15 protein-coding genes are annotated in these 18,093 nt (G+C 52.1%); 3 read left to right on the top strand and 12 right to left on the bottom strand.

The genetic code is table 11. From position 1 onward, the window contains the following. Nucleotides 1-8: 8 nt before the first annotated feature. The gene (queD, locus tag HRU78_06430; GenBank protein QOJ23335.1) at nucleotides 9-458 is read right to left on the bottom strand and encodes a 6-carboxytetrahydropterin synthase QueD; all 450 of its coding nucleotides are present in this window, start codon (nucleotides 456-458) and stop codon (nucleotides 9-11) included. A gap of 44 nt (nucleotides 459-502) precedes the next feature. On the opposite strand from queD, the gene HRU78_06425 reads away from it, so the two are divergent. Together HRU78_06425 and HRU78_06420 are read left to right on the top strand one after the other, a co-directional pair. Then, nucleotides 503-1,363, top strand: a complete 861-nt coding sequence (locus tag HRU78_06425) for a radical SAM protein (protein ID QOJ23334.1) — start codon at nucleotides 503-505, stop codon at nucleotides 1,361-1,363. 366 nt (nucleotides 1,364-1,729) lie between these two features. Further along, nucleotides 1,730-3,448 (top strand): alginate export family protein, encoded by a 1,719-nt coding sequence (locus tag HRU78_06420; GenBank protein ID QOJ23333.1) that lies wholly within the window; start codon nucleotides 1,730-1,732, stop codon nucleotides 3,446-3,448. Nucleotides 3,449-3,525: 77 nt separating this feature from the next. Here the strand turns inward: HRU78_06420 and HRU78_06415 are convergent, their stop codons facing one another. The 5 genes from HRU78_06415 to HRU78_06395 form a co-directional block, all read right to left on the bottom strand. Then, nucleotides 3,526-5,010 (bottom strand): amidohydrolase family protein, encoded by a 1,485-nt coding sequence (locus HRU78_06415; GenBank protein QOJ24947.1) that lies wholly within the window; start codon nucleotides 5,008-5,010, stop codon nucleotides 3,526-3,528. A 221-nt stretch (nucleotides 5,011-5,231) separates the two neighbouring features. After that, nucleotides 5,232-6,056, bottom strand: coding sequence for a PEP-CTERM sorting domain-containing protein (locus HRU78_06410; GenBank protein ID QOJ23332.1), 825 nt, complete (start codon nucleotides 6,054-6,056; stop codon nucleotides 5,232-5,234). Nucleotides 6,057-6,298: 242 nt separating this feature from the next. Next, entirely contained in the window at nucleotides 6,299-7,570 is a 1,272-nt protein-coding gene (locus tag HRU78_06405; protein ID QOJ23331.1) for an amidohydrolase family protein, read from the bottom strand. Nucleotides 7,571-7,603: 33 nt separating this feature from the next. Beyond that, nucleotides 7,604-8,737, bottom strand: a complete 1,134-nt coding sequence (locus HRU78_06400) for a glucuronyl hydrolase (GenBank protein QOJ23330.1) — start codon at nucleotides 8,735-8,737, stop codon at nucleotides 7,604-7,606. Nucleotides 8,738-8,749: 12 nt separating this feature from the next. Next, nucleotides 8,750-10,354 carry an alginate export family protein gene (locus HRU78_06395; GenBank protein QOJ23329.1) on the bottom strand — a complete coding sequence of 535 codons (1,605 nt, stop codon included), beginning with the start codon at nucleotides 10,352-10,354 and terminating at the stop codon, nucleotides 8,750-8,752. A gap of 65 nt (nucleotides 10,355-10,419) precedes the next feature. Here HRU78_06395 and HRU78_06390 point away from each other — a divergent pair, with 65 nt between their 5' ends. After that, the gene (locus HRU78_06390; GenBank protein QOJ23328.1) at nucleotides 10,420-11,208 is read left to right on the top strand and encodes an alpha/beta hydrolase; all 789 of its coding nucleotides are present in this window, start codon (nucleotides 10,420-10,422) and stop codon (nucleotides 11,206-11,208) included. Here the strand turns inward: HRU78_06390 and HRU78_06385 are convergent, their stop codons facing one another. The 6 genes from HRU78_06385 to HRU78_06360 all read right to left on the bottom strand — a co-directional run bounded on the left by HRU78_06385 (nucleotide 11,209) and on the right by HRU78_06360 (nucleotide 18,087). Continuing rightward, nucleotides 11,209-12,435, bottom strand: coding sequence for an MFS transporter (locus HRU78_06385; protein ID QOJ23327.1), 1,227 nt, complete (start codon nucleotides 12,433-12,435; stop codon nucleotides 11,209-11,211). A 58-nt stretch (nucleotides 12,436-12,493) separates the two neighbouring features. Then, a complete protein-coding gene (locus tag HRU78_06380) occupies nucleotides 12,494-13,696 on the bottom strand; it encodes an acyl-CoA dehydrogenase family protein (GenBank protein ID QOJ23326.1) in 1,203 nt (400 codons plus the stop codon). After that, nucleotides 13,696-15,378, bottom strand: coding sequence for an acyl--CoA ligase (locus HRU78_06375; protein ID QOJ23325.1), 1,683 nt, complete (start codon nucleotides 15,376-15,378; stop codon nucleotides 13,696-13,698). The genes HRU78_06380 and HRU78_06375 overlap by 1 nt, the downstream gene beginning before the upstream one ends. Beyond that, the gene (locus tag HRU78_06370) at nucleotides 15,375-17,261 is read right to left on the bottom strand and encodes a CoA transferase (protein ID QOJ23324.1); all 1,887 of its coding nucleotides are present in this window, start codon (nucleotides 17,259-17,261) and stop codon (nucleotides 15,375-15,377) included. Before HRU78_06370 ends, HRU78_06375 begins: the two co-directional genes overlap by 4 nt. A gap of 37 nt (nucleotides 17,262-17,298) precedes the next feature. Beyond that, a complete protein-coding gene (locus tag HRU78_06365) occupies nucleotides 17,299-17,574 on the bottom strand; it encodes a MoaD family protein (protein QOJ23323.1) in 276 nt (91 codons plus the stop codon). A gap of 69 nt (nucleotides 17,575-17,643) precedes the next feature. Then, nucleotides 17,644-18,087 carry a M67 family metallopeptidase gene (locus HRU78_06360; protein ID QOJ23322.1) on the bottom strand — a complete coding sequence of 148 codons (444 nt, stop codon included), beginning with the start codon at nucleotides 18,085-18,087 and terminating at the stop codon, nucleotides 17,644-17,646. Nucleotides 18,088-18,093 lie beyond the last annotated feature (6 nt).

Genomic DNA, 18,093 nt, shown 5'->3' with positions numbered 1-18,093 from the left:
TTTAAAAATTATACGGCGCCGCGTAGCGCATCCGCCCAGCAATTCGGTGTTTCAAACAGGCGCACTTGCTCGAGTTGCAAATGATTGCCATAGCTGTCCTGATAGGCTGCATCGAGAACTTCAAAAGCAATCAGCGCCAAATTTTCCGCAGTCGGCTGCACATCGAGTACGACTGTTTTATGATCCTCAATCGATTGCAAAAACTGTAGAACTTTCGTGTCACCCGAATAGACCAAAAATGCATGATCCCATTGATCGACCAGCACGGATTTAGCGATGCGTTTAACCTCGGAAAAATCCATAACCATGCCTTGCTGTGCGACGCCTTCGTCAGCGATAATGTTACCCGAAAGCGTGATTTCGATGCAGTAACGATGACCGTGCAAATGCCGGCATTGACTGTTGTGTGTTGAAATACGGTGACCTGCGTCAAACTCCAGCCGGCGTGTAATAACCATACGTATCAATTTAAAGCGCGAAATAAATAACCGGGATTGTAACATTGCAAGCAAAATCAAAACTATTGAAAACGACGGATCACAGCCGCGACAGCGCCGGGCTTTTGTACGTGTATCCGGTCATTTCGCGCCGCGCCGGTGGTGTTTCGATCGGTATCAATTTGAATCCGAACAATGCGTGCAACTGGCGCTGCATTTATTGCCAAGTGCCGGATTTGAAGCGCGGCTCCGCACCACGTATCGATCTCAATCGGCTGGAAGCCGAGTTGCGGTCTTTTTTGCGCGAACTCACAGAAGGTGATTATCTGCAGCAGCATGTAGCGCCCGAGATGCGGAAAATTCACGATATCGCCTTATCCGGTAATGGCGAACCCACCAGCGCGAAAGAGTTCGATCAAGTGATCGAACTGATTGGTCGCGTCAAACAAGATTTCGCATTACCGGCGGATTTGAAAATCGTGCTTATCACCAACGGCAGCTTGATTCATCGGCCGAATGTACAAGCCGGGCTGAAGCGTATGGGTGAATTGAACGGCGAAGTCTGGTTCAAATTCGATCGCGCTTCGGCAAAAGAGAGACAGCGGATCAACAACACCTCGATGAGTCTGAAAAAAATCCGCAATCATTTGGCCATTGCAGCGTCACTCTGCCCTACCTGGTTGCAGACTTGCATTTTTCAATTGGATAACGAGCCGCCGCCACAAGCAGAAGTCACTGCTTATTTAAGTTTCCTGCAGCACTTAATCGACGCTCAAGTTCGAATCCAAGGTGTTCTGCTGTACGGTATCGCACGGCCTTCATTACAACCGGAAGCAGACCGGCTGTCGAAAATCCATGATGCCTGGTTATCTGAATTAGGCGAGCAGATTAAGCACATGGGGTATGCCGTCAAAATAAATTCATGACATCGCCAGTGGTCATGGGCGCCGGTTACCGGTGTTATATTGATCTATGTTGTTGATTTACAACAAAACCAAGACTTCATCAATCCTTCTAAAATCAATCAGTTATTTAATTTTAATTTCAATAAAAAATTAACAAAATAAACATTAATTTACTGATCAAGAGTAAAAAAGCATTGTTTTTAGGCACTTTTCCACACTTTAGGATGAATTGTCGCAATTTATAATGCGGCACTGAATTTGTGTCATTGCTGATATTGTTGCGCCAAGAAAACTCATGACATACGGTATAATGCTCGCAATTTTCTGATATCAATCAACCAATTCCGGTTGATTACAAACCTGGATTATTAACGACGGAGCTTATTAATGAACAACTCGAGATGTTTCATTTTCTCAGCATTCTCCCATCGTGAGCGCAAGCTTGCTCTGGCAGGAAACGCGCGGCAGCGATTGTTAAAACTCTGCATCGGCATGCTGGGTATGGGAATGGCATTGCAGGTCTGCGCAAACCCGCCTGCAGCAGCAACCCCCCCTGCCCCCAAAGCTGCAGAGACACCGAAGGTCGCTGAGGCGCCTAAAGCTGCCGAAACGCCGAAAGCCGCGGACGGTAAATTCGATATGTCCAAGGTACCGCCGGTCACCGCGGCATCGCGTCCCGGTTTATTCATGCTGCCACCCACCGGACCGGGTTATTATTCATTGCTGGATCTGGTCACCGGCAACAAGCGGGAAAAACCACCGGTTGCACCTTATGCACCGTTTGCATTGCTGACTACACCGGCCTTTGATATCGACTTTCGTTATCTGGATACGCCGGGACATGAAAAAGATATTTTTGATCCCGTCAAAAGAATACGTTTCGCTGACGACTGGCTGTTATCGTTTGGCGGTAATTTCTGGTATCGCTACGAAAAAGAAACGGATAGCCGTTTGAATGCCGCCGGTACGGACAATAGCTTCCACTTGCTTCGTACCCGATTCCATGCCGATTTATGGTACCGGGACAAGGTGCGTTTATTCGCGGAGTTCATAGACGCGCGCATTCTCGGAGCTGATTTGCCTCCGCTGGCAACCGACCGGAACCACACCGACATGCTTAATCTGTTTGCCGATGTTAAATTGGCGAATATAAACAATGGTCCGGTTTATATCCGTTTCGGCCGTCAAGAGATGATGTACGGATCGCAACGATTGATCTCCACGTTGGATTGGGTTAACACACGGAGAACGTTCCAAGGTGTTAAAACCTTCTGGCGCACGGCGGAATGGGATTTGGATGCGTTCTGGATGCGTCCGATGATTACCGAGAAAGGTAATTTTGATAACTGGGATACGCAACAAAACTTCTTCGGTCTATGGGCGACCAACAAACCGAAACCCGGTCACGTTATTGATCTTTATTTCCTCAGCTTAATCAATGATCGCAACGTTTCCGCCGCCAATTTATTGGCTGGAAACATTTTGCAAGGCAATGCCGATACTCATACGCTCGGCGGCCGTCTGGTTGGAAACTTTGATAACTTGCTGTATGAATTGGAAGGTATGTATCAGTTCGGTCAACGCTCCAACCTGGATGTTTCCGCTTTTGCCGTAGCAGCCGGAGTGGGTTATCGCATGCCGCTGCCGATGAACCCGCAAGGCTGGATACGCTATGATTTCGCATCCGGCGATAGCAATCCCAATGACGGCAAAAGCAATACCTTTAATCAATTATTTCCGTTTGGTCACTATTATCTCGGTTTCATCGATCGTGTAGGGCGGCAAAACATTCACGATTTTAATGCGCAGCTCACGATGCATCCGATGCCTTGGCTCACGTTTATTTCCCAATACCATCGATTCTATTTGGCAAATTCGCGCGATTATTTATATAACGCTGGCGGTGTAGCATCAATGCGAGATATCACGGGGCAATCCGGCAGTCATGTTGGCGATGAAATGGACTTCCGTGCAAATTTCCATATCGACCGTCACCAGGATGTTTTGATTGGATACTCGAAATTATTTAGTGGTGAGTTTCTGCAAAAACAAAGACCGGGAATCAATGCCGATCTTTTCTATGCTCAATACAATTTCCGCTTCTAAGTTTCATTAAGACAAACAAAAACGGCAACCCGCAGGTTGCCGTTTTTGTTTAAAGATCTAATACTCAATAAGCTAATTTACTGGCATCCGGACACAGGCAACCAATTCGCCAGCGGGCCTTCGTCCCGCAATAACCCATCCGACTGCTTCATGAAATAAACATGATTGTCCGTTGAGGCGATACCCACATAAGTTTGCGTTTTTGTGTAATAGCGGTAGCTGTAAAAGCCTGAAACCACGGTAGCGGCACCTGCCGGTGATAACAATTCGGGATATTTTCCTTCCGCCCAGGTGAGGAAACATTCAATGCTGGTAGCTGACGATTGATTAATGAATTTATTGACGATCGTACGTCCTCCCGAGATTACTAAACCCGGGTATTCCAGAATTTTGAATTTTTCGAATGGATTCCCTTTAACCGCGATGATATCCGCTGGTGCACCTGACACCAAAGTGCCGAGCGGAGCCAATCCCAGGTGCTCCCCGGCTTTGCCGGTCGCTGCCCTGAACACATTGACAACATCGGTAAAATCGATCGATTCTCCGCTGGTCAAGTGCAGCATCATATGCAATTCTTCGCCGTTGATCCCCCAAGGCACGTTGTCATGGCCAATCTCAGAGCCATAAATAAATTTGGCGCCTTTGCTCGTCAAGCTCATGGTATTGGAGTGAATACCTTTGCCGGTGGCAGTATTCACACATGATGCCAGCGTATCGATGGTGGTTACGAAGGTAACGCCCTGATCCACTGCACGCTGTAATAAATCCTCATTGATTTCGGCGCAAGGGATATGAGCGAATTCATCGACGCCCGCGTTCAGTGCCCGTTCAAATCCGGTGTTTTCACCGGTATGCACGATGACGCGTTTTCCTAATGCATGCGCTTTAGCCACGATGGCATTGGCTATCTCTTGCGACATGATCGGCCAAGGAGTGACCGGTACCGGACCATCGTGCGGTTGCATCCAGGGAGCACCGGTTTCTCCCCCCGGTTCCAGCGCCATTTTGATTGCGGTTGCTCCACCGGCGACCAGATCGGTGACGACTTTCTCGGCCTCGGTTGTCGATGCGACATGAATACCGATTTTGTCATAACCGCCGTCGCCGCCGCCAAAAATGTTGAGCGGATAACCGCCGACCGCTTGAATAATCGGACCGACACTCAACAGGCGCAGCTTTCCATCGCCGCCCTCTTGCGCCATTAAAGGCCCGCCGGTATCCTGCACGGTTGTTATGCCATGCTCCAGAACCGCATTTTTATCGACACTCTGAAATGTGATATGTGCGTGCGATTCGATCAATCCGGGCAAAATGGTCGCATCGCCCAGGTTGATTTGATTGGCGCATGATCCGCTGAGGTCGGCTAAGGTGCCTATCTGCTTGACCTTGTCACCTTCGACCAGTACTGCCATATTGTCCTGTGGAAAATTGATACCATCAAATAACCGGGCGGCTGCTATGATTTGGCATTCTGGTAATCCCGGCACTGCCGTAACCGATCCATCGCCGTCATCGACACCGTCATGACCTAATATATTACCGCTGATCCCACACCCTAGCATCAGCGCAATCGTTATTTCCTTTAAAGTTAGGCTGTTGTTTCTCATTTTTATAATTGTCTCCCTTGGATGGCGCTATTATGTTTAGCGCAAAAACTCATTTCTTATGTATAAAAAATGCATAACAAAAGCCCGGTATCAAGCATAGGAGGTAGATGTAGCAAGATACAGGGCTCTGAAGTGCGAATAGCCGAAGCTGACTGGCTATTGCAAAATCGCACTATTTAACTGATGCGGCGTCTCGTGCTGGCACCCAGTAAGCCAAGACCCGCCAGCAACATGGCGTAGGTTTCCGGTTCCGGCACGACTGAAACGACACCCTCAACGCCGTAGGCTAAAGCACCGCCAACTCCCCAAGTTCCCAAACCAGTCTGTTGACTATAATCCGTTCCACCTACAAATATCGAGTAAAAGCCAGGCAACAGATGGAAGGTTTGTGTAACTACGCCATCTGCAGCACCATCGCCGTATGGGATAGTGCCAGTCCCATAATCAATGCTGCCATCATAAGCAGCACCGATAAAAGTAAAGACTGTGGGAGAAAGTGCCAGTGGATCGCTATCATTGGTAATGCTCCAACTTTCCAATGCTTTAAATGAGCCCTCGGTGTTGCCAGCACCGGCTATCGTATCGCGGATAAGAATCGATCCGGCTCCGAAATCGTGATCTGACGCCAATGGTAGTGGTCCGGGATTTTCCACTGTGTTATGAGCAAGCCCCTGATACAGCGAGAAGCCGGGGTTAGTCAATGCGTTAGTCACAGTGCCGTAGGTTTGTCCATGAAACGAAATCTTGACATCGTGTTCTTCGGTCAAATTGAAGCGATAAGCCCGTGTCTTATGGGAGTCGCCCCAGTCGGCATCGGTACCGTCGATCCAGCCGAAGTTGCCGGTAGCGGCGTTATTCGATCGTGTCGACGTATCTCCGATATTGGTTAAAGTTCCGAAATCACGGCCGCCGTAACCGATGTGCGCCATGACAGGCAACGATGTCATGCCAGCAAGCAGTAATGCATATTTCAGCGTATTTTTTATTACTATTTTTTTCATAAACGACCCTATGAGTGTTCAATTATTAATAGGCGGGTATTCCGCGCCCCCGGCGTTGGCCAACGTACCGGCAGTATTGATCAATACAACTAGAGGGTCAATGCGGTAAATTGTCGCAGTTACAATAACTTACGATTATTTTAGAGACAAAAAGACTCCCTCCGCGCAAACGGAAAAAGTGTCATAGATGATAAAAAATAAAAGGTGCAAAAAATTTGCACGTATTCTGTTAAAGCACAGCGTTAATCCGGGAAAATAAAATGATTGACGACAATCCGGCCGCCGGAAATCACGAGACCGGGATACTCCAGACGCTTCAAGTGGTGCATCGGATTACCTTGAATCGCGATCAAATCAGCCGGAGCACCAGGCTGTATCGTGCCCAGCAGCGGCAAACCCAAATGCTGGCCGGCATTTGCTGTCGCCGCACGCAACGCGTCCGGCAATGTCATTTTTGCTAAGTGCATCAGCTGCATCAGCTCATGGGTATCAATCCCCCACGGTATGTCGGGATGGGCAATTTCCGCGCCGTATAACAGTTCACCGCCAAGCTCCGCCCAGATAGCGGCATTGCGCGCAATCCCGGTGCATTTCGACAACGTGTCGAGCGTGCCGATGATAGTGACATTCTGCGCTTTTGCCTGTTTCAACAACGATTCGGGAATCAAATCGCAAGGCATATGCGCCCATTCGTCGACACCGGCGTTCAATGCAATGCGCACGCCGGCCGTTTCGGCCACATGCGCGGATACCTTGCGCTGATGCCGGTGCGCTTCATCGACGATGGCTTTGGCGATAGCTTCCGGCAGCATGGGCCATGCCGCTTGCTGATGCGGCGTCGCCGGTGCATGAGGCGCATGCCCGTGTGTTGCGTGCGCGGAATCGTGATGTGCATGACCATGCTGCGTCGACCACGACGCGCCTGCTTCACCGCCCGGTTCGAGTGCGATCTTGATTATTGCAGCGCCTTGATGAATCAGACGGCGGACAGTTTCCCGCGCTTTTTCCTCACTGGCAACGGCGATTGCGATGTTCGCAGCGCCCAGATTGACAATCGGGTAGCCGTGCGGTGCGGTAATAATCGGACCTGAAGTAAGCACGCGCAAACTACCGTCCCCACCGTACGGAGGATGCACAGGCCCGCCCAAATCGCGGATCGTCGTAATTCCATGCTTTAAGACAGTATCCGCCGGTACTTTCTGATAAGCCAAATGCGCATGCAATTCGATAAATCCCGGCAGTATCGTGGCATCGCCCAAATCGATGATTTTTACCGTATCATCGGTTTTAAACGATTCGCGCGGCTTAATTTCGGCGATCTGTCCGTTTTTTATCAATACCGACATGCCGTTGCGCATTTCATAGCCGTCAAAAACCCGCGCGGCATGCAGCAGTAGCGGTGAAGGTGCCGGCTCTTGTGCAGCAGCATGAACAGCGCAAAGAAAAACAATCAGCACTGCGGCAAAAAGATAGCGTGCATGATGCAAGTAATTGAGATATATCTGTGAACGCATTTGCCTTCCTCCAACAATCGATAACATTTTCACTTAACAATGGCGGGGATCGATAAAGCCCGTCAGCGCGGCGAGTGCAGCCATCAAAAAGAAATTGCCCCATACCGACTCGACCAATGCTTCTTCATCCGGTTTGGTTTTATAACAGCACCCCCAGAACACACCGGTTGATGCGTTTTCAGATTGCGTGCGTTCGGTCGAATCCGCCATGAATCCGGTGAAATAATGGCTGCGGATGATGGCGCTGATCTGGCGATACGCATGGTTGCGCCAAGTTTTTTCTTCGGGCAGCAGGCGCGCCAAAGAAAGCATCGCCAGCGATGCGATAACCGCTGCGGAAGGATCTTCGAATTGCTCCGTTCGATCGAGGCGGTTGAACGGCAAATCGTCCGGACGGGAGCTTTGCCAATAGGCGCATGCCGCTTTGGCATGGCTTACATAAGGTTCCCCCCAGCGGGCCGCTGCCCGGCTTAACCCCAGCATCGCCCAGGCTTGGCCGCGCGACCACAGGCCGGCTTGATCGTCCGCTTGGAATCCCCGCTCGGCGAAATACGCGCTGGCATGGAATGCGCCATTGCTGCGGCGGCATGCCGCCAATGTCGTTTCCGCGTGATACTGCGCCATGTAGTGATGAAGGCTTTGTTCGCTGCTGCACAGCAATTGAATCAAAGCGGCGAAATTATCGATGGAAATCGATTGATCGCCTTTGGCAAGGCCGCCCATGGCGGTACCGAGCGGAATACAATTTAATTTGGGATTGAAACTGTGCGCCAGCGCAGTAATAGATTTCAAAGTCAAAGCCCGCGCTTGCGTATCACGAAACCAGATCTCCCCCAAAGCCGCGCCGTACCAGAAAATCAGACTGCGATATCCGGAATCGGCAGGGATTTTTGCCGCCAGCCGTTGACAGATCTGCACCGCTTTCCGCTGATCATTGGCCGACTCGGTCATTTTTGCCCGCAACCACCAGCACGCGCCCCAGAACCCTCCCATCCACGAACCGCCGGAGGAAGCCGTCCAGGTGTTGCCATGATCGGCCGAATACAACGGAAAATCGCCGGCACAAGCGCTATCGATCGCTTCCATGCGGCGGAACATCAGCTCCAATACATCGGTCATTTCTTTGGCGCTTAACAGCCGATCATCCACATCCAAGGTTGTTGTCATTGGCAATCCCTCTTAAAAAACCAGATTAAAATCGATCAGAAAATTGTTCGCATCGCTTTTGCCCGGAAAAATGCTTTTCATCGCATTACCGCCGAAGGCATGGCCGTAATAAAGCCGCCAGGTCAGATATTTGCTGTAGTTGTGCGTGAAGGCGATATCGATCAGTTGACCGATATCGCCATGACCGTGTGCGGAATTTCCCGAATAACCGAAAGCGCCTGATTTCAGCGCTGCGCCGAGGCCGCCGTACAGCAGGTCGTTTGCGTTGGCCAGCGATAACTGGTGCAGGTTGATATTGATTTGCGCTTTGGCTGCGGGCGACACGATGACTTCAAGAAAAATATCCTGAATATTCATTTGATTGAAAAATGGGAACTTGGCGTACAAACGCCCGCTCGGCACTGCCGAGAAAAACGTCTGATGCTTGCCGTCGTGCGCATCGCCATCGCCCGAGCTGCGGTAATAAACGGCGCGCAGCCACGGTCTGAGCGGCAGCTTGTGCCACTGGTAGCCGGCTTCGGCGCCAATCGCCCAAGCCTGATGCGACTGATTGGTCCAGTTGCCGAACTGATAGGATCCGAATAATAACGCGTCGAGACTGCCGGATTCGAATTGCTGCAGCGACAGCACATGCGCACCGATCGTGTGAATATTCAGTTTTTCATCAGTCAACAGCGGCCTTGCGGACAACGGGCGATTGTCGACCACCCGTGCATCACGCTGATCGTCATACTGCAAATAAAACAAACGGCCCTCGGTTCCCGGCACCAGGCTGTCTTTTTTACTGGTCAGTGCGGCATACAGCATATTGATATCGCTGATTTCTTTTTGCCCTTGCACGGTGAGATTGCCTTGCGTCGGGCGAATACCGCTGACTGTCATGTTGAATCCGGGCCGGTCATAGACCACCGAGAAACCATCGAAGCTGCGCCCGACATAAATCGCGTTAAATCCGCCAACAAAGCGCTCGGCAAGGCGTCTTCTTTTGAGTGCATCAAATTTTTCAACACCCGAGCTGTATTCCATACCTTCGATCAGCTCGAAACGGCCGGTTTTTACCGAAGCGCCCGGCAAGCCCAGCTCGCCGAGCTTGAAATTGACATAGCTTTGTTTCAGAAAAATAGCGCTGGGATTTGCCGATTGATTGGCGAGGAAATACGCCGCACCCAATCCGAGCGGTCCATTCGACGACGAAACCGCATCATGCGGCAGTCCGTATAAGCCGCTGTATTGCGCTTGCGCAAAACCGTCCACATGGGCGCTGGACAGCATGACACCCAGCCGCGAGCGCACTACCCATAAATCGTAGGTGTTGTTAACCGCGGATTCGGGACGAAAATAATTCCAGGATTCATAGCTGCTGAGAAACTCGCCATTGATGCGCACATATTGATTGATCTGGCCCAGCGGCTTTGGAACGCTGGTCGCAAAAGCGCTATCCGCAGGCAAAAAAGCCGCCAGCATGAGATAAAAAACCAGAATTCTTAGTGCGGCTGCCAAAAACTGCGCTTCCGCACTGCGCTGCTTGCAGGTTACATCTTCATGCAGTTTTCGCAATGGGGCTGTAAACACTAAACAGTTTAATTGCTTCTGGAAAATTACTTGATTTAGTGACATAGTCCCGCTTACATTATTTTCTGCGTTATTTTCTTTTTGCTTCAATTTCAACAAACCTGACAATTATGGAATTCATCACTTCCAGCGACGGCACACCGATCGCATGCTGGCGGCACGGCAGCGGAGCGCCGCTATTGCTGGTGCACGGCACGACCGGAGATCACTCCACCTGGACATCGGTACTTCCCGGACTGCAACAACACTTCACCGTGTGGACCATGGACCGGCGCGGACGCGGCCATAGCGGCGATACTGACGGCTACACGCTGCAACGCGAGTGCGAAGATGTCGCTGCGGTCGTGGATGCTATCGGCGGCGGTGTCAATCTTCTCGGTCATTCGTTTGGCGGGCTTTGTGCTCTGGAAGCCGCGCTCCTGACTGCAAACATCAACAAACTCATGGTCTATGAACCCTCGATTTCATTAACCGGCAGCGGCTGGTCGGCAGCGCTTGAAGCACGTCTGCAAGCGTTGCTGGATAAAGGCGAGCGGGAAGAATCCTTGCTGCTGTTCCTTCGTGATTTGCTGAAAACATCCGATCAGGAATTGGCGGCATTGCGCTTGAGTTCGAACTGGCCTGTGCGGATTGCCGCTGCGCACACCATTCTGCGTGAGCTGCAAAGTATCGATCGTTACATTTTCTCGCCGCAACGATTCCAGGCACTGCACAATCCGGTGTTGCTGCTGATCGGTGGCAACAGCCATCCGCGCCGTTACGCGACTGCGGAAATGTTGCAACAGAGCCTGCCCAATAACCGCATCGGCATTCTTCCCGGGCAGCAACACAGCGCCATGAGAACCGCACCTGAATTGTTTGTTCAGCATATCCTGGAATTTCTTAAAACCGCGCAGTAATCACCGCAGAACAGCATTGGGTTTCTGTGCCGACGCTTGCGCGCGCTGCTTGCGCACCGACGCCAATCGCAATGTCATGATGCAAGCCAAGCACATCACGCCGGTCAATACGCTCCACGCCAGCGACGAATCGCCGGATTGCCTGAATAGCACACCATAAATCGGCGGCCCCAAAGCAAAGCCGGAAAAGAACGCAACGGACACATAACTGGATGCCGCCGTCACCAATCCGAAAGCCGAGTCCCTGATCAACATGCTCATCGCGATAGCGTTGGTCGCCACCGCCGACAACCCCATCGTTGCAGCACCCATCCACAGCCGCCAATGGCTGCCGGAATCGGTTTGCATCGTCAGCACGATGGCAGCGGCGGCAACGGCAATGAGGGTAAACAGCAAATACGATTCGTCGTTTAGTTTCGCCCCCAGCGGCGTCAGCATGATTCTGGACAACATGCCGGCAACGCCGAATACGGCGATTAACCTATCCGCCTGCAGCAGCGGCATGTCGTGTTGCGTGGCGAAAACCGGCAGGAAAGTGACAAACGCGGAGAGTGCCAAACCGACGCTAAACTGCACCGCCATCAACCATGACAGCACTGCGCTCGGGCGCGTGAAAGTCAGGCTTCTATTGCTTCGGGTGTGCTGCCCAGAGGTAACGAAAAGCGCCGCAAGGCCAAATAGAAATGCGACCGGCACAATAACACCGAACGCGGCACGCCAGCCAAATTGGAATGCGATAGCCGGCAACGCCAATCCGGCAAACAGCGCCGCCAATTGAACGCCGGCTTGTTTCAACCCCACTACCCTGGCCCGTTGTTCAGGCCGGATTTGTTGCGCAATGAGCAAATTGGTCGCCGGGTTCGCCAATGCTTGTGCGATACCGCAAACTGCAGCGGCGGCGATCAGGCTATATAACGTCTGCGCCGCCGTGAGCAGCGCAAACGCCGCCGCAATCGCGCCAAAAAGCGCCAATAATGCACTACGCGCCCCGATGTAATCCACGATTGCGCCCGCCCATAGCGATAAAACAGCCGCCAAACCGAATGAACTCATCACCAAATAACCGACTGCAACCGGCTCGAAGTGCAAATCCCGGCTGAGCAACGGCCCAAGTGTACTGGTGGCATATAAAATGAGCATCGGCAATGTCATGGCAAAAACCAGAACCACTTGCAGCAAGCCGCCGGCCATGAGCGGATGCGGCAATTTACCGGAATCAATGGCCATACGAGAGCCTCTGCGGAATATTTTTCAGTGCCATGATCACGGTTTAATCAAGACTAAATCAGTCGAATGAGTACACCGCGTGGCGCTGATAATGATTAATCAGGCGGCGCCCGACCGAACTGATCAGCGATTCGTCGTTGCCGTCCAGAATGCGCGAAGTACGGGCGATGCGATTGATACCGTAAAGCGGGGTCAAATCACTGAGGCCTTCGGCGCCGTAGAGTTGCATCGCGCAATCGGAAGCAATGCACAGTGCATGCGAAGCGGCCATTTTGGCGACATTGATCGCGATTTCGTCGGGATTTTGCGCGTCAACGCCGCGCGCGGCGATGCGAATCAGTTCGCGTGCGCCGGCGATGGCCTGATAGGTATTGAAGATGTGCTGGCGCACCAGTTGTTTTTCCGCCAGGCGGCTGAATTTTCCACGGACGGAATGAATGCGCGCACCCATCAAATCCATGCAGCGCTGCGCCAGACCAATCCAGTTCATCGCGCGCAGCAACCGGCCCAGGCCGAGCCGTTTGCTCATTAAATCCAGACCGCCGCCGCACGTGCCGATCAGGTAATGCTCCGGCACTTGCACCGCAGTCAAGGAAACTTCACCCTGGCCGTACGAATGTCCCATCATCGTCAGTTGACGCTCGATTTTAAAACCCGGCGTACCGGTCGGTACGATGATCATCGACAGCGCCTGGCCGAGCGCCGTTTCTTTACCGGCCGTGCGCGCCAGAACGGTCATGAAAGTGGCGCGGTCGGCATTGGAAATGAACCATTTCCTGCCGTCGATATGCCAGTTGCCGTTGGACAAATAGGCCGTTGTCGTTATCAAGTCCGGAATCGAGCCGCTGTGACCGGGTTCGGTCATGCCATAGCAAGGTAATGCCTCTCCGCTTACCATGGGTTGCAGAAACTGCTCATGGATCGCTTCGTTGCCGAATTTCAGCAACATATGCGCATCCAGTGCAGTGTGGCTGGCAAAAATCGCTTGCGAAAATTCCGTTCGTCCTTCCTGCTCGGCAACCAGCAAATAATCTTCCAGCAATGCGATTTTCCCGCTGTGCGATAACGGATAAAACAGACCGCATAAACCGGCCTGGCGCGCCCTATGCGCCAAATCGGATTGCAACTGCAAAGATTGCTCCCCTGGCTGCGCCAGGATCGGTTCGTTCGGTATGATCATCTTGTCGACAAAAACACTGACTTCTCGCGCCAATGCTTTGGCCGTTTCCGTGTGCGCCGATTTATTAAACGCCGGTTGCATCAGTGCGCCCTCTGCGCTAAATCGGCCCTGTTTATCACAGCAGCGTTACTTTTGAACCGCGTATTCTCCAGTTCTGTGATCAGGCGCTTTTTATCGACTTTTCCCGCAGGACTGAGCGGCAATTGCCTTAAGTAGCGCAAATACTCGGGTAATTTGTTTTTTTCCAATCCTTGATCGAGCAAAAAGCGGGTGAACTGCGCTAACGACGGCCGCTCGGCGCCTTCGCGCATGACCAGGCACAGGCAAATGCGATGCCCTAAGTCGTCATCGGCAACCGGTATACACGCCGCACTGACAACCGCCGGATGCGATGCGGCGATTTCTTCGATTTGCGCCGGACTGATGTTGACGCCGCCACGAATAATGATTTCCTTTTTCCGTCCGGTTAGCACCAGATAACCGTCACTGTCGATAAAGCCAAGGTCGCCGGTATACACCCAGCCTTGCGCATCACGGTACAGTGTATCCAGATCAGGGTTATTGACATACTGCATCGGCGTGATCGGCCCGCGCGCGGCAATTTCTCCAATATCGCCCTGTGCCACTTCACGCTTTTGATCGTCGACGATTCTGATCGAACAGACATCGGGATTAGGTCGTCCCGTTTTGTGTAAAACCGTATCCAAGTCATCATCAAGCATGGTATGGCAATTAACGCCGTCGGCTGAGCCGTACAGACTGATGAAACTGCACTTGAAGGCCGCGTTGCAGCGGCGGATCGACGCTTCATCGATTTTTGCCCCCCCGCTGACAATCGCAACCAGATTGGAAATATCCGTTTGCGCTAATGCCGGATCGGCCACAATGCGTTGAAACATGGTGGGAACACCGAAAATATGCGTCGGTTGCAGGAGAGCAATGGCGCGAATGGCTGCTGCGGCATCGAATTGCGGTAACACCAGCACGGTTCCTCCCAGCCAGGACAGCACGCCGAAGGTGGCGGTCGACCCGAAAGCCGTTCCTAACGGCATCAGATAAAGTCCGCGGAAATCTCTGCCGGGTGCATGGATACGTTGCAAAAACCGTCCGCGCCCGCCTGCCAAGGCATTGTGGGAATAAGCAATCCATTTGGGATCCGACTCAGTGCCGGATGAAATCAAGAACCGTACCGGTGAATTGGGATCCACCGAAGGCATTTGACCGGACGCAACCGGCCGGGATTGAAACAGAGCATCCAGCGTATACCAGCCCGCCCGCGCCGCACCATCGACCACCAGGATCCGCAGCGACAATAGCGAGGGCCTTAACGACTCGATCAGCTCGCACAAATCCTGTTGCACGAATTTGGGTTCAACGATAATGACGCGCGCATCGCAGCGGCGCAATAACGATTCAATATCAAGCCGTCCGCGGCCGGGTGGAAAAGGTGCAACGATCGCACCCAGCGCTGCTGCGGCCAAATCGATCGCGCAGTGATACCAGCAGTTAGTCAATTGATAGGCGATGACATCCCCGGCGACAACGCCCAAATCACGCAGGCTGGCAGCCAGACAGGCGATTTTGTGCTGCAATTCGCCATACGTTATCGCGTGATCCGGCGAAACAACCGCCGGTTTGTCCGGATTCTTCCGGGCTTGCTCACAAAACAGGGCGAATAAGGATTGGTTAGGATAAGTTCCATTGTGTATCCATTGCGCGCGAACCTCTGCGGGAACCAAATCGATAATACCGGCATGATTCATTGAAAACTCCAAGGTGAAGTAACTTTGGTATACGACCCTAATTCCAAGTGCGGTTGCAAGCGTGAGTCGCTGTGCAGGTTATTGAGATTTTCGACCACGATCGCGGCTGGAACATCGGCTTGCAGCAAAATGCCAATCCATTCGGCCGCTGTTTTACTTTGCAGTATTTCACTCAACCGTTGCTGAAAATTTTCCTGCTCAGGATGCGTTGCCAGACCCAGTGCATCGATCAAGCGTTGCACGGCGCCGTTGTCATAGCAGTCAATCGCGATTTTTCCTTGCTTCGTCTCAAAAACTTGATTCAGTAAGCTTTTGGCAGCTGTTGCGATGTCGAAGAAGCGGTGCTGGTTTTGAAAATCATCGCTGCATAGCACCGCCGCCGCACTCAACAGCGAGGAAGTCACTCGCGCACCGGCGCGGCTCAACTGACGATTGAGCAAGGCGGCGGTAATACCTTGCGCTGCGATGACGCCACCCAGCACATCCAGGATGGTAAACAGCGTTCCACCCTGCGTACCGCAAGCCTGGGAGATTTTCTGCGCCACACCGGAATAGGCTTGCACCATGAAATCGGTTCCCGGCATCGCGGGCGATTGCACATGGGCACCTCCGTCTGTTGCCCAACCGGCTGCATAGGCGTAAACCAGCGCCGGATTCACACGAATCAGGTTGCTATAATCCAGATTCAATTGCGCCGCTTTGCCAGGCGCCCAATTGTGCAAGAACACATCGGCATGCCTTGCCAGTTCGGTGATTTCTTCCTGTCCGGCGGAGGATTTGATATCGATTTCGCGCACGGTTTTAAACCGGTTCAACGCATCAAATCGCACCGAACAACCTTGCGCTACCGGCGGCATGCCGCGCAGCGGATCACCGCCCGGCGGCTCGATGCGAATAACGTCAGCTCCCAGCAATGCCAGCAAATGCCCGGCCAAGGGGCCTTGGATGCGGCGGCAGGATTCGATCACGGTGAGTCCACTCAGCGGCAGTGAATCGCTGGCCGGTTTTAACGGCATATCTTGGCAAGATGCGGCAAAATCGAATGTCCACGGACCTTTCAGCCATTCCGATTTGAACTGCTCGTCATCAACCCTTTCCGCGATGGCACGCACGCGGCATATTGACATGCCGCTATCCGCGCATAATTCCGAAATCTGCAAATAAGTTAATTTCGCCAGCACACTGACGAGTTCGTCCGGAATCGGCGCGGCGGCTTTGGCGTAACGCAACAAGAAAGCTGTCCAGCCCTTCCCTGCCAAGGCGGCGCTGATACCCAATGGCATCCAGAACCGTAACCAAGGATCCGCATGTAGTGTTTCGAGTTCAAAAACGACGCCATCGGCCGATACGAAAGGCGGTGACGTGAAGTGATTTGCCGCAACCGGCGGCAAATTTTCCGCTGGAGTAGCGACGGTCGCATCGGCAATATATTGTGAAGCACTGAGTAAAGCCGCAGCCGACATGGAGACATGGCTGTGCGATAACGCAACACCGCGCAACTGACCGAGTGCGGCGGCAATACCGCCTTGTAATGCCAATGCAGCCGTTACAGTTGAAACGTAAGGCAATCCGAGCGGCTGGATTTGTCCGCTCGATCGCCCATGCACCGACATCAAACCGCACACGGCCTGAATCATGTTTTCAGTGGCCATTTCTGCGTGATCGCAATCACCCCAGCCGGTTACCACACAATTAACCGGCGCTGTATGCGGGGTTTTGAACGCAAAGGAAAACATCCCATCGGCTGCTTGATCGCCACTGCTGGCAATCTTCAATCCTAACGTACTGGATTGATAAAACAATGAGAATGCCATTGCGGCGAAAGGTGCGGCGGCATTTTGAAAAGCCCCTGCAATTGCGCAATCGTTTAATGATTTATTCATGACTATCGTACGGTACGGACAGCAACATTGATTCTGCTTAACAACCTCCCGCCACGGCAGGCAAAATCGTTAATATATCGCCATCACATAAGCTAGTTGCCAGACCATCCTGAAAACGGATGTCGTTATCGTTGACGTAGATATTGATGAAGCGGTGGGCGCTCTCGCCGGTAACGAGTTTTTCCTTGATTCCCGGGTATTGCTGTTCCATATGATCGATGATTTCTGAGACTTTGGCGCCTTCCATGTCGATGCGTTTTTGCTCATTCGTGAGCGGCCTCAATATGGTTGGAATGATGACTGTGATGGACATACGAATAAACCTTCTATGAAAAATTTTTACGATAAAAAAATAAGATTGCTTGGTGAAATTACTCAACCGTCAAGCCACCATTTGCAATTCGAGTTCGGGTTGGTATTGCTGGACGATGCGCACTCTTTCTTCAATAACCATCTGATCAACAATGCGGAAACTGCGAACTTCTTCGTTATACAGGTGGTAGGTGGGGATGATGACGTAATGCGCTTGCGGCTCTGTCGCCAATTCCACATCACTGCGGCTGGGATATGCTTGGCTATTGGTGTGCGAGTGATAAATGACGATCGGCTCTTCGTGGCGCGCGCTCATTTCTTTCCAAACTTGCAGTTGCTGTTGCGGATCGAACATAAAAAAATTCTCCGCTTGCGCAGCATTGCGCATCGGAATCAAGCGCAGCGGCAAATTCGATCCGGTAGGGCCTGCGATAATGCCGCAGGTTTCAATCGGATGATCGGTTAATGCTTGCGTGATCATGGCAGCGATCAACTTGGAATGGATTGTCAGCATGATTTT

This window comes from Gammaproteobacteria bacterium, from assembly GCA_015709635.1.
GTDB lineage: Bacteria > Pseudomonadota > Gammaproteobacteria > Burkholderiales > Nitrosomonadaceae > Nitrosomonas.
Note: the sequence above shows the minus strand (reverse complement) of the source record. Positions and strands in the feature narration are given on the sequence as shown.

Excerpts from the sequence above, each read along its gene's own strand:
- queD (QOJ23335.1), bottom strand. The coding sequence starts at position 458 with ATGGTTATTACACGCCGGCTGGAGTTTGACGCAGGTCACCGTATTTCA.
- HRU78_06420 (QOJ23333.1), top strand. The coding sequence starts at position 1,730 with ATGAACAACTCGAGATGTTTCATTTTCTCAGCATTCTCCCATCGTGAG.
- HRU78_06415 (QOJ24947.1), bottom strand. The coding sequence starts at position 5,010 with ATGCTAGGGTGTGGGATCAGCGGTAATATATTAGGTCATGACGGTGTC.
- HRU78_06410 (QOJ23332.1), bottom strand. The coding sequence starts at position 6,056 with ATGAAAAAAATAGTAATAAAAAATACGCTGAAATATGCATTACTGCTT.
- HRU78_06405 (QOJ23331.1), bottom strand. The coding sequence starts at position 7,570 with ATGCGTTCACAGATATATCTCAATTACTTGCATCATGCACGCTATCTT.
- HRU78_06400 (QOJ23330.1), bottom strand. The coding sequence starts at position 8,737 with ATGACAACAACCTTGGATGTGGATGATCGGCTGTTAAGCGCCAAAGAA.
- HRU78_06395 (QOJ23329.1), bottom strand. The coding sequence starts at position 10,354 with ATGTCACTAAATCAAGTAATTTTCCAGAAGCAATTAAACTGTTTAGTG.
- HRU78_06390 (QOJ23328.1), top strand. The coding sequence starts at position 10,420 with ATGGAATTCATCACTTCCAGCGACGGCACACCGATCGCATGCTGGCGG.
- HRU78_06385 (QOJ23327.1), bottom strand. The coding sequence starts at position 12,435 with ATGGCCATTGATTCCGGTAAATTGCCGCATCCGCTCATGGCCGGCGGC.
- HRU78_06380 (QOJ23326.1), bottom strand. The coding sequence starts at position 13,696 with ATGCAACCGGCGTTTAATAAATCGGCGCACACGGAAACGGCCAAAGCA.
- HRU78_06375 (QOJ23325.1), bottom strand. The coding sequence starts at position 15,378 with ATGAATCATGCCGGTATTATCGATTTGGTTCCCGCAGAGGTTCGCGCG.
- HRU78_06370 (QOJ23324.1), bottom strand. The coding sequence starts at position 17,261 with ATGAATAAATCATTAAACGATTGCGCAATTGCAGGGGCTTTTCAAAAT.
- HRU78_06365 (QOJ23323.1), bottom strand. The coding sequence starts at position 17,574 with ATGTCCATCACAGTCATCATTCCAACCATATTGAGGCCGCTCACGAAT.
- HRU78_06360 (QOJ23322.1), bottom strand. The coding sequence starts at position 18,087 with ATGCTGACAATCCATTCCAAGTTGATCGCTGCCATGATCACGCAAGCA.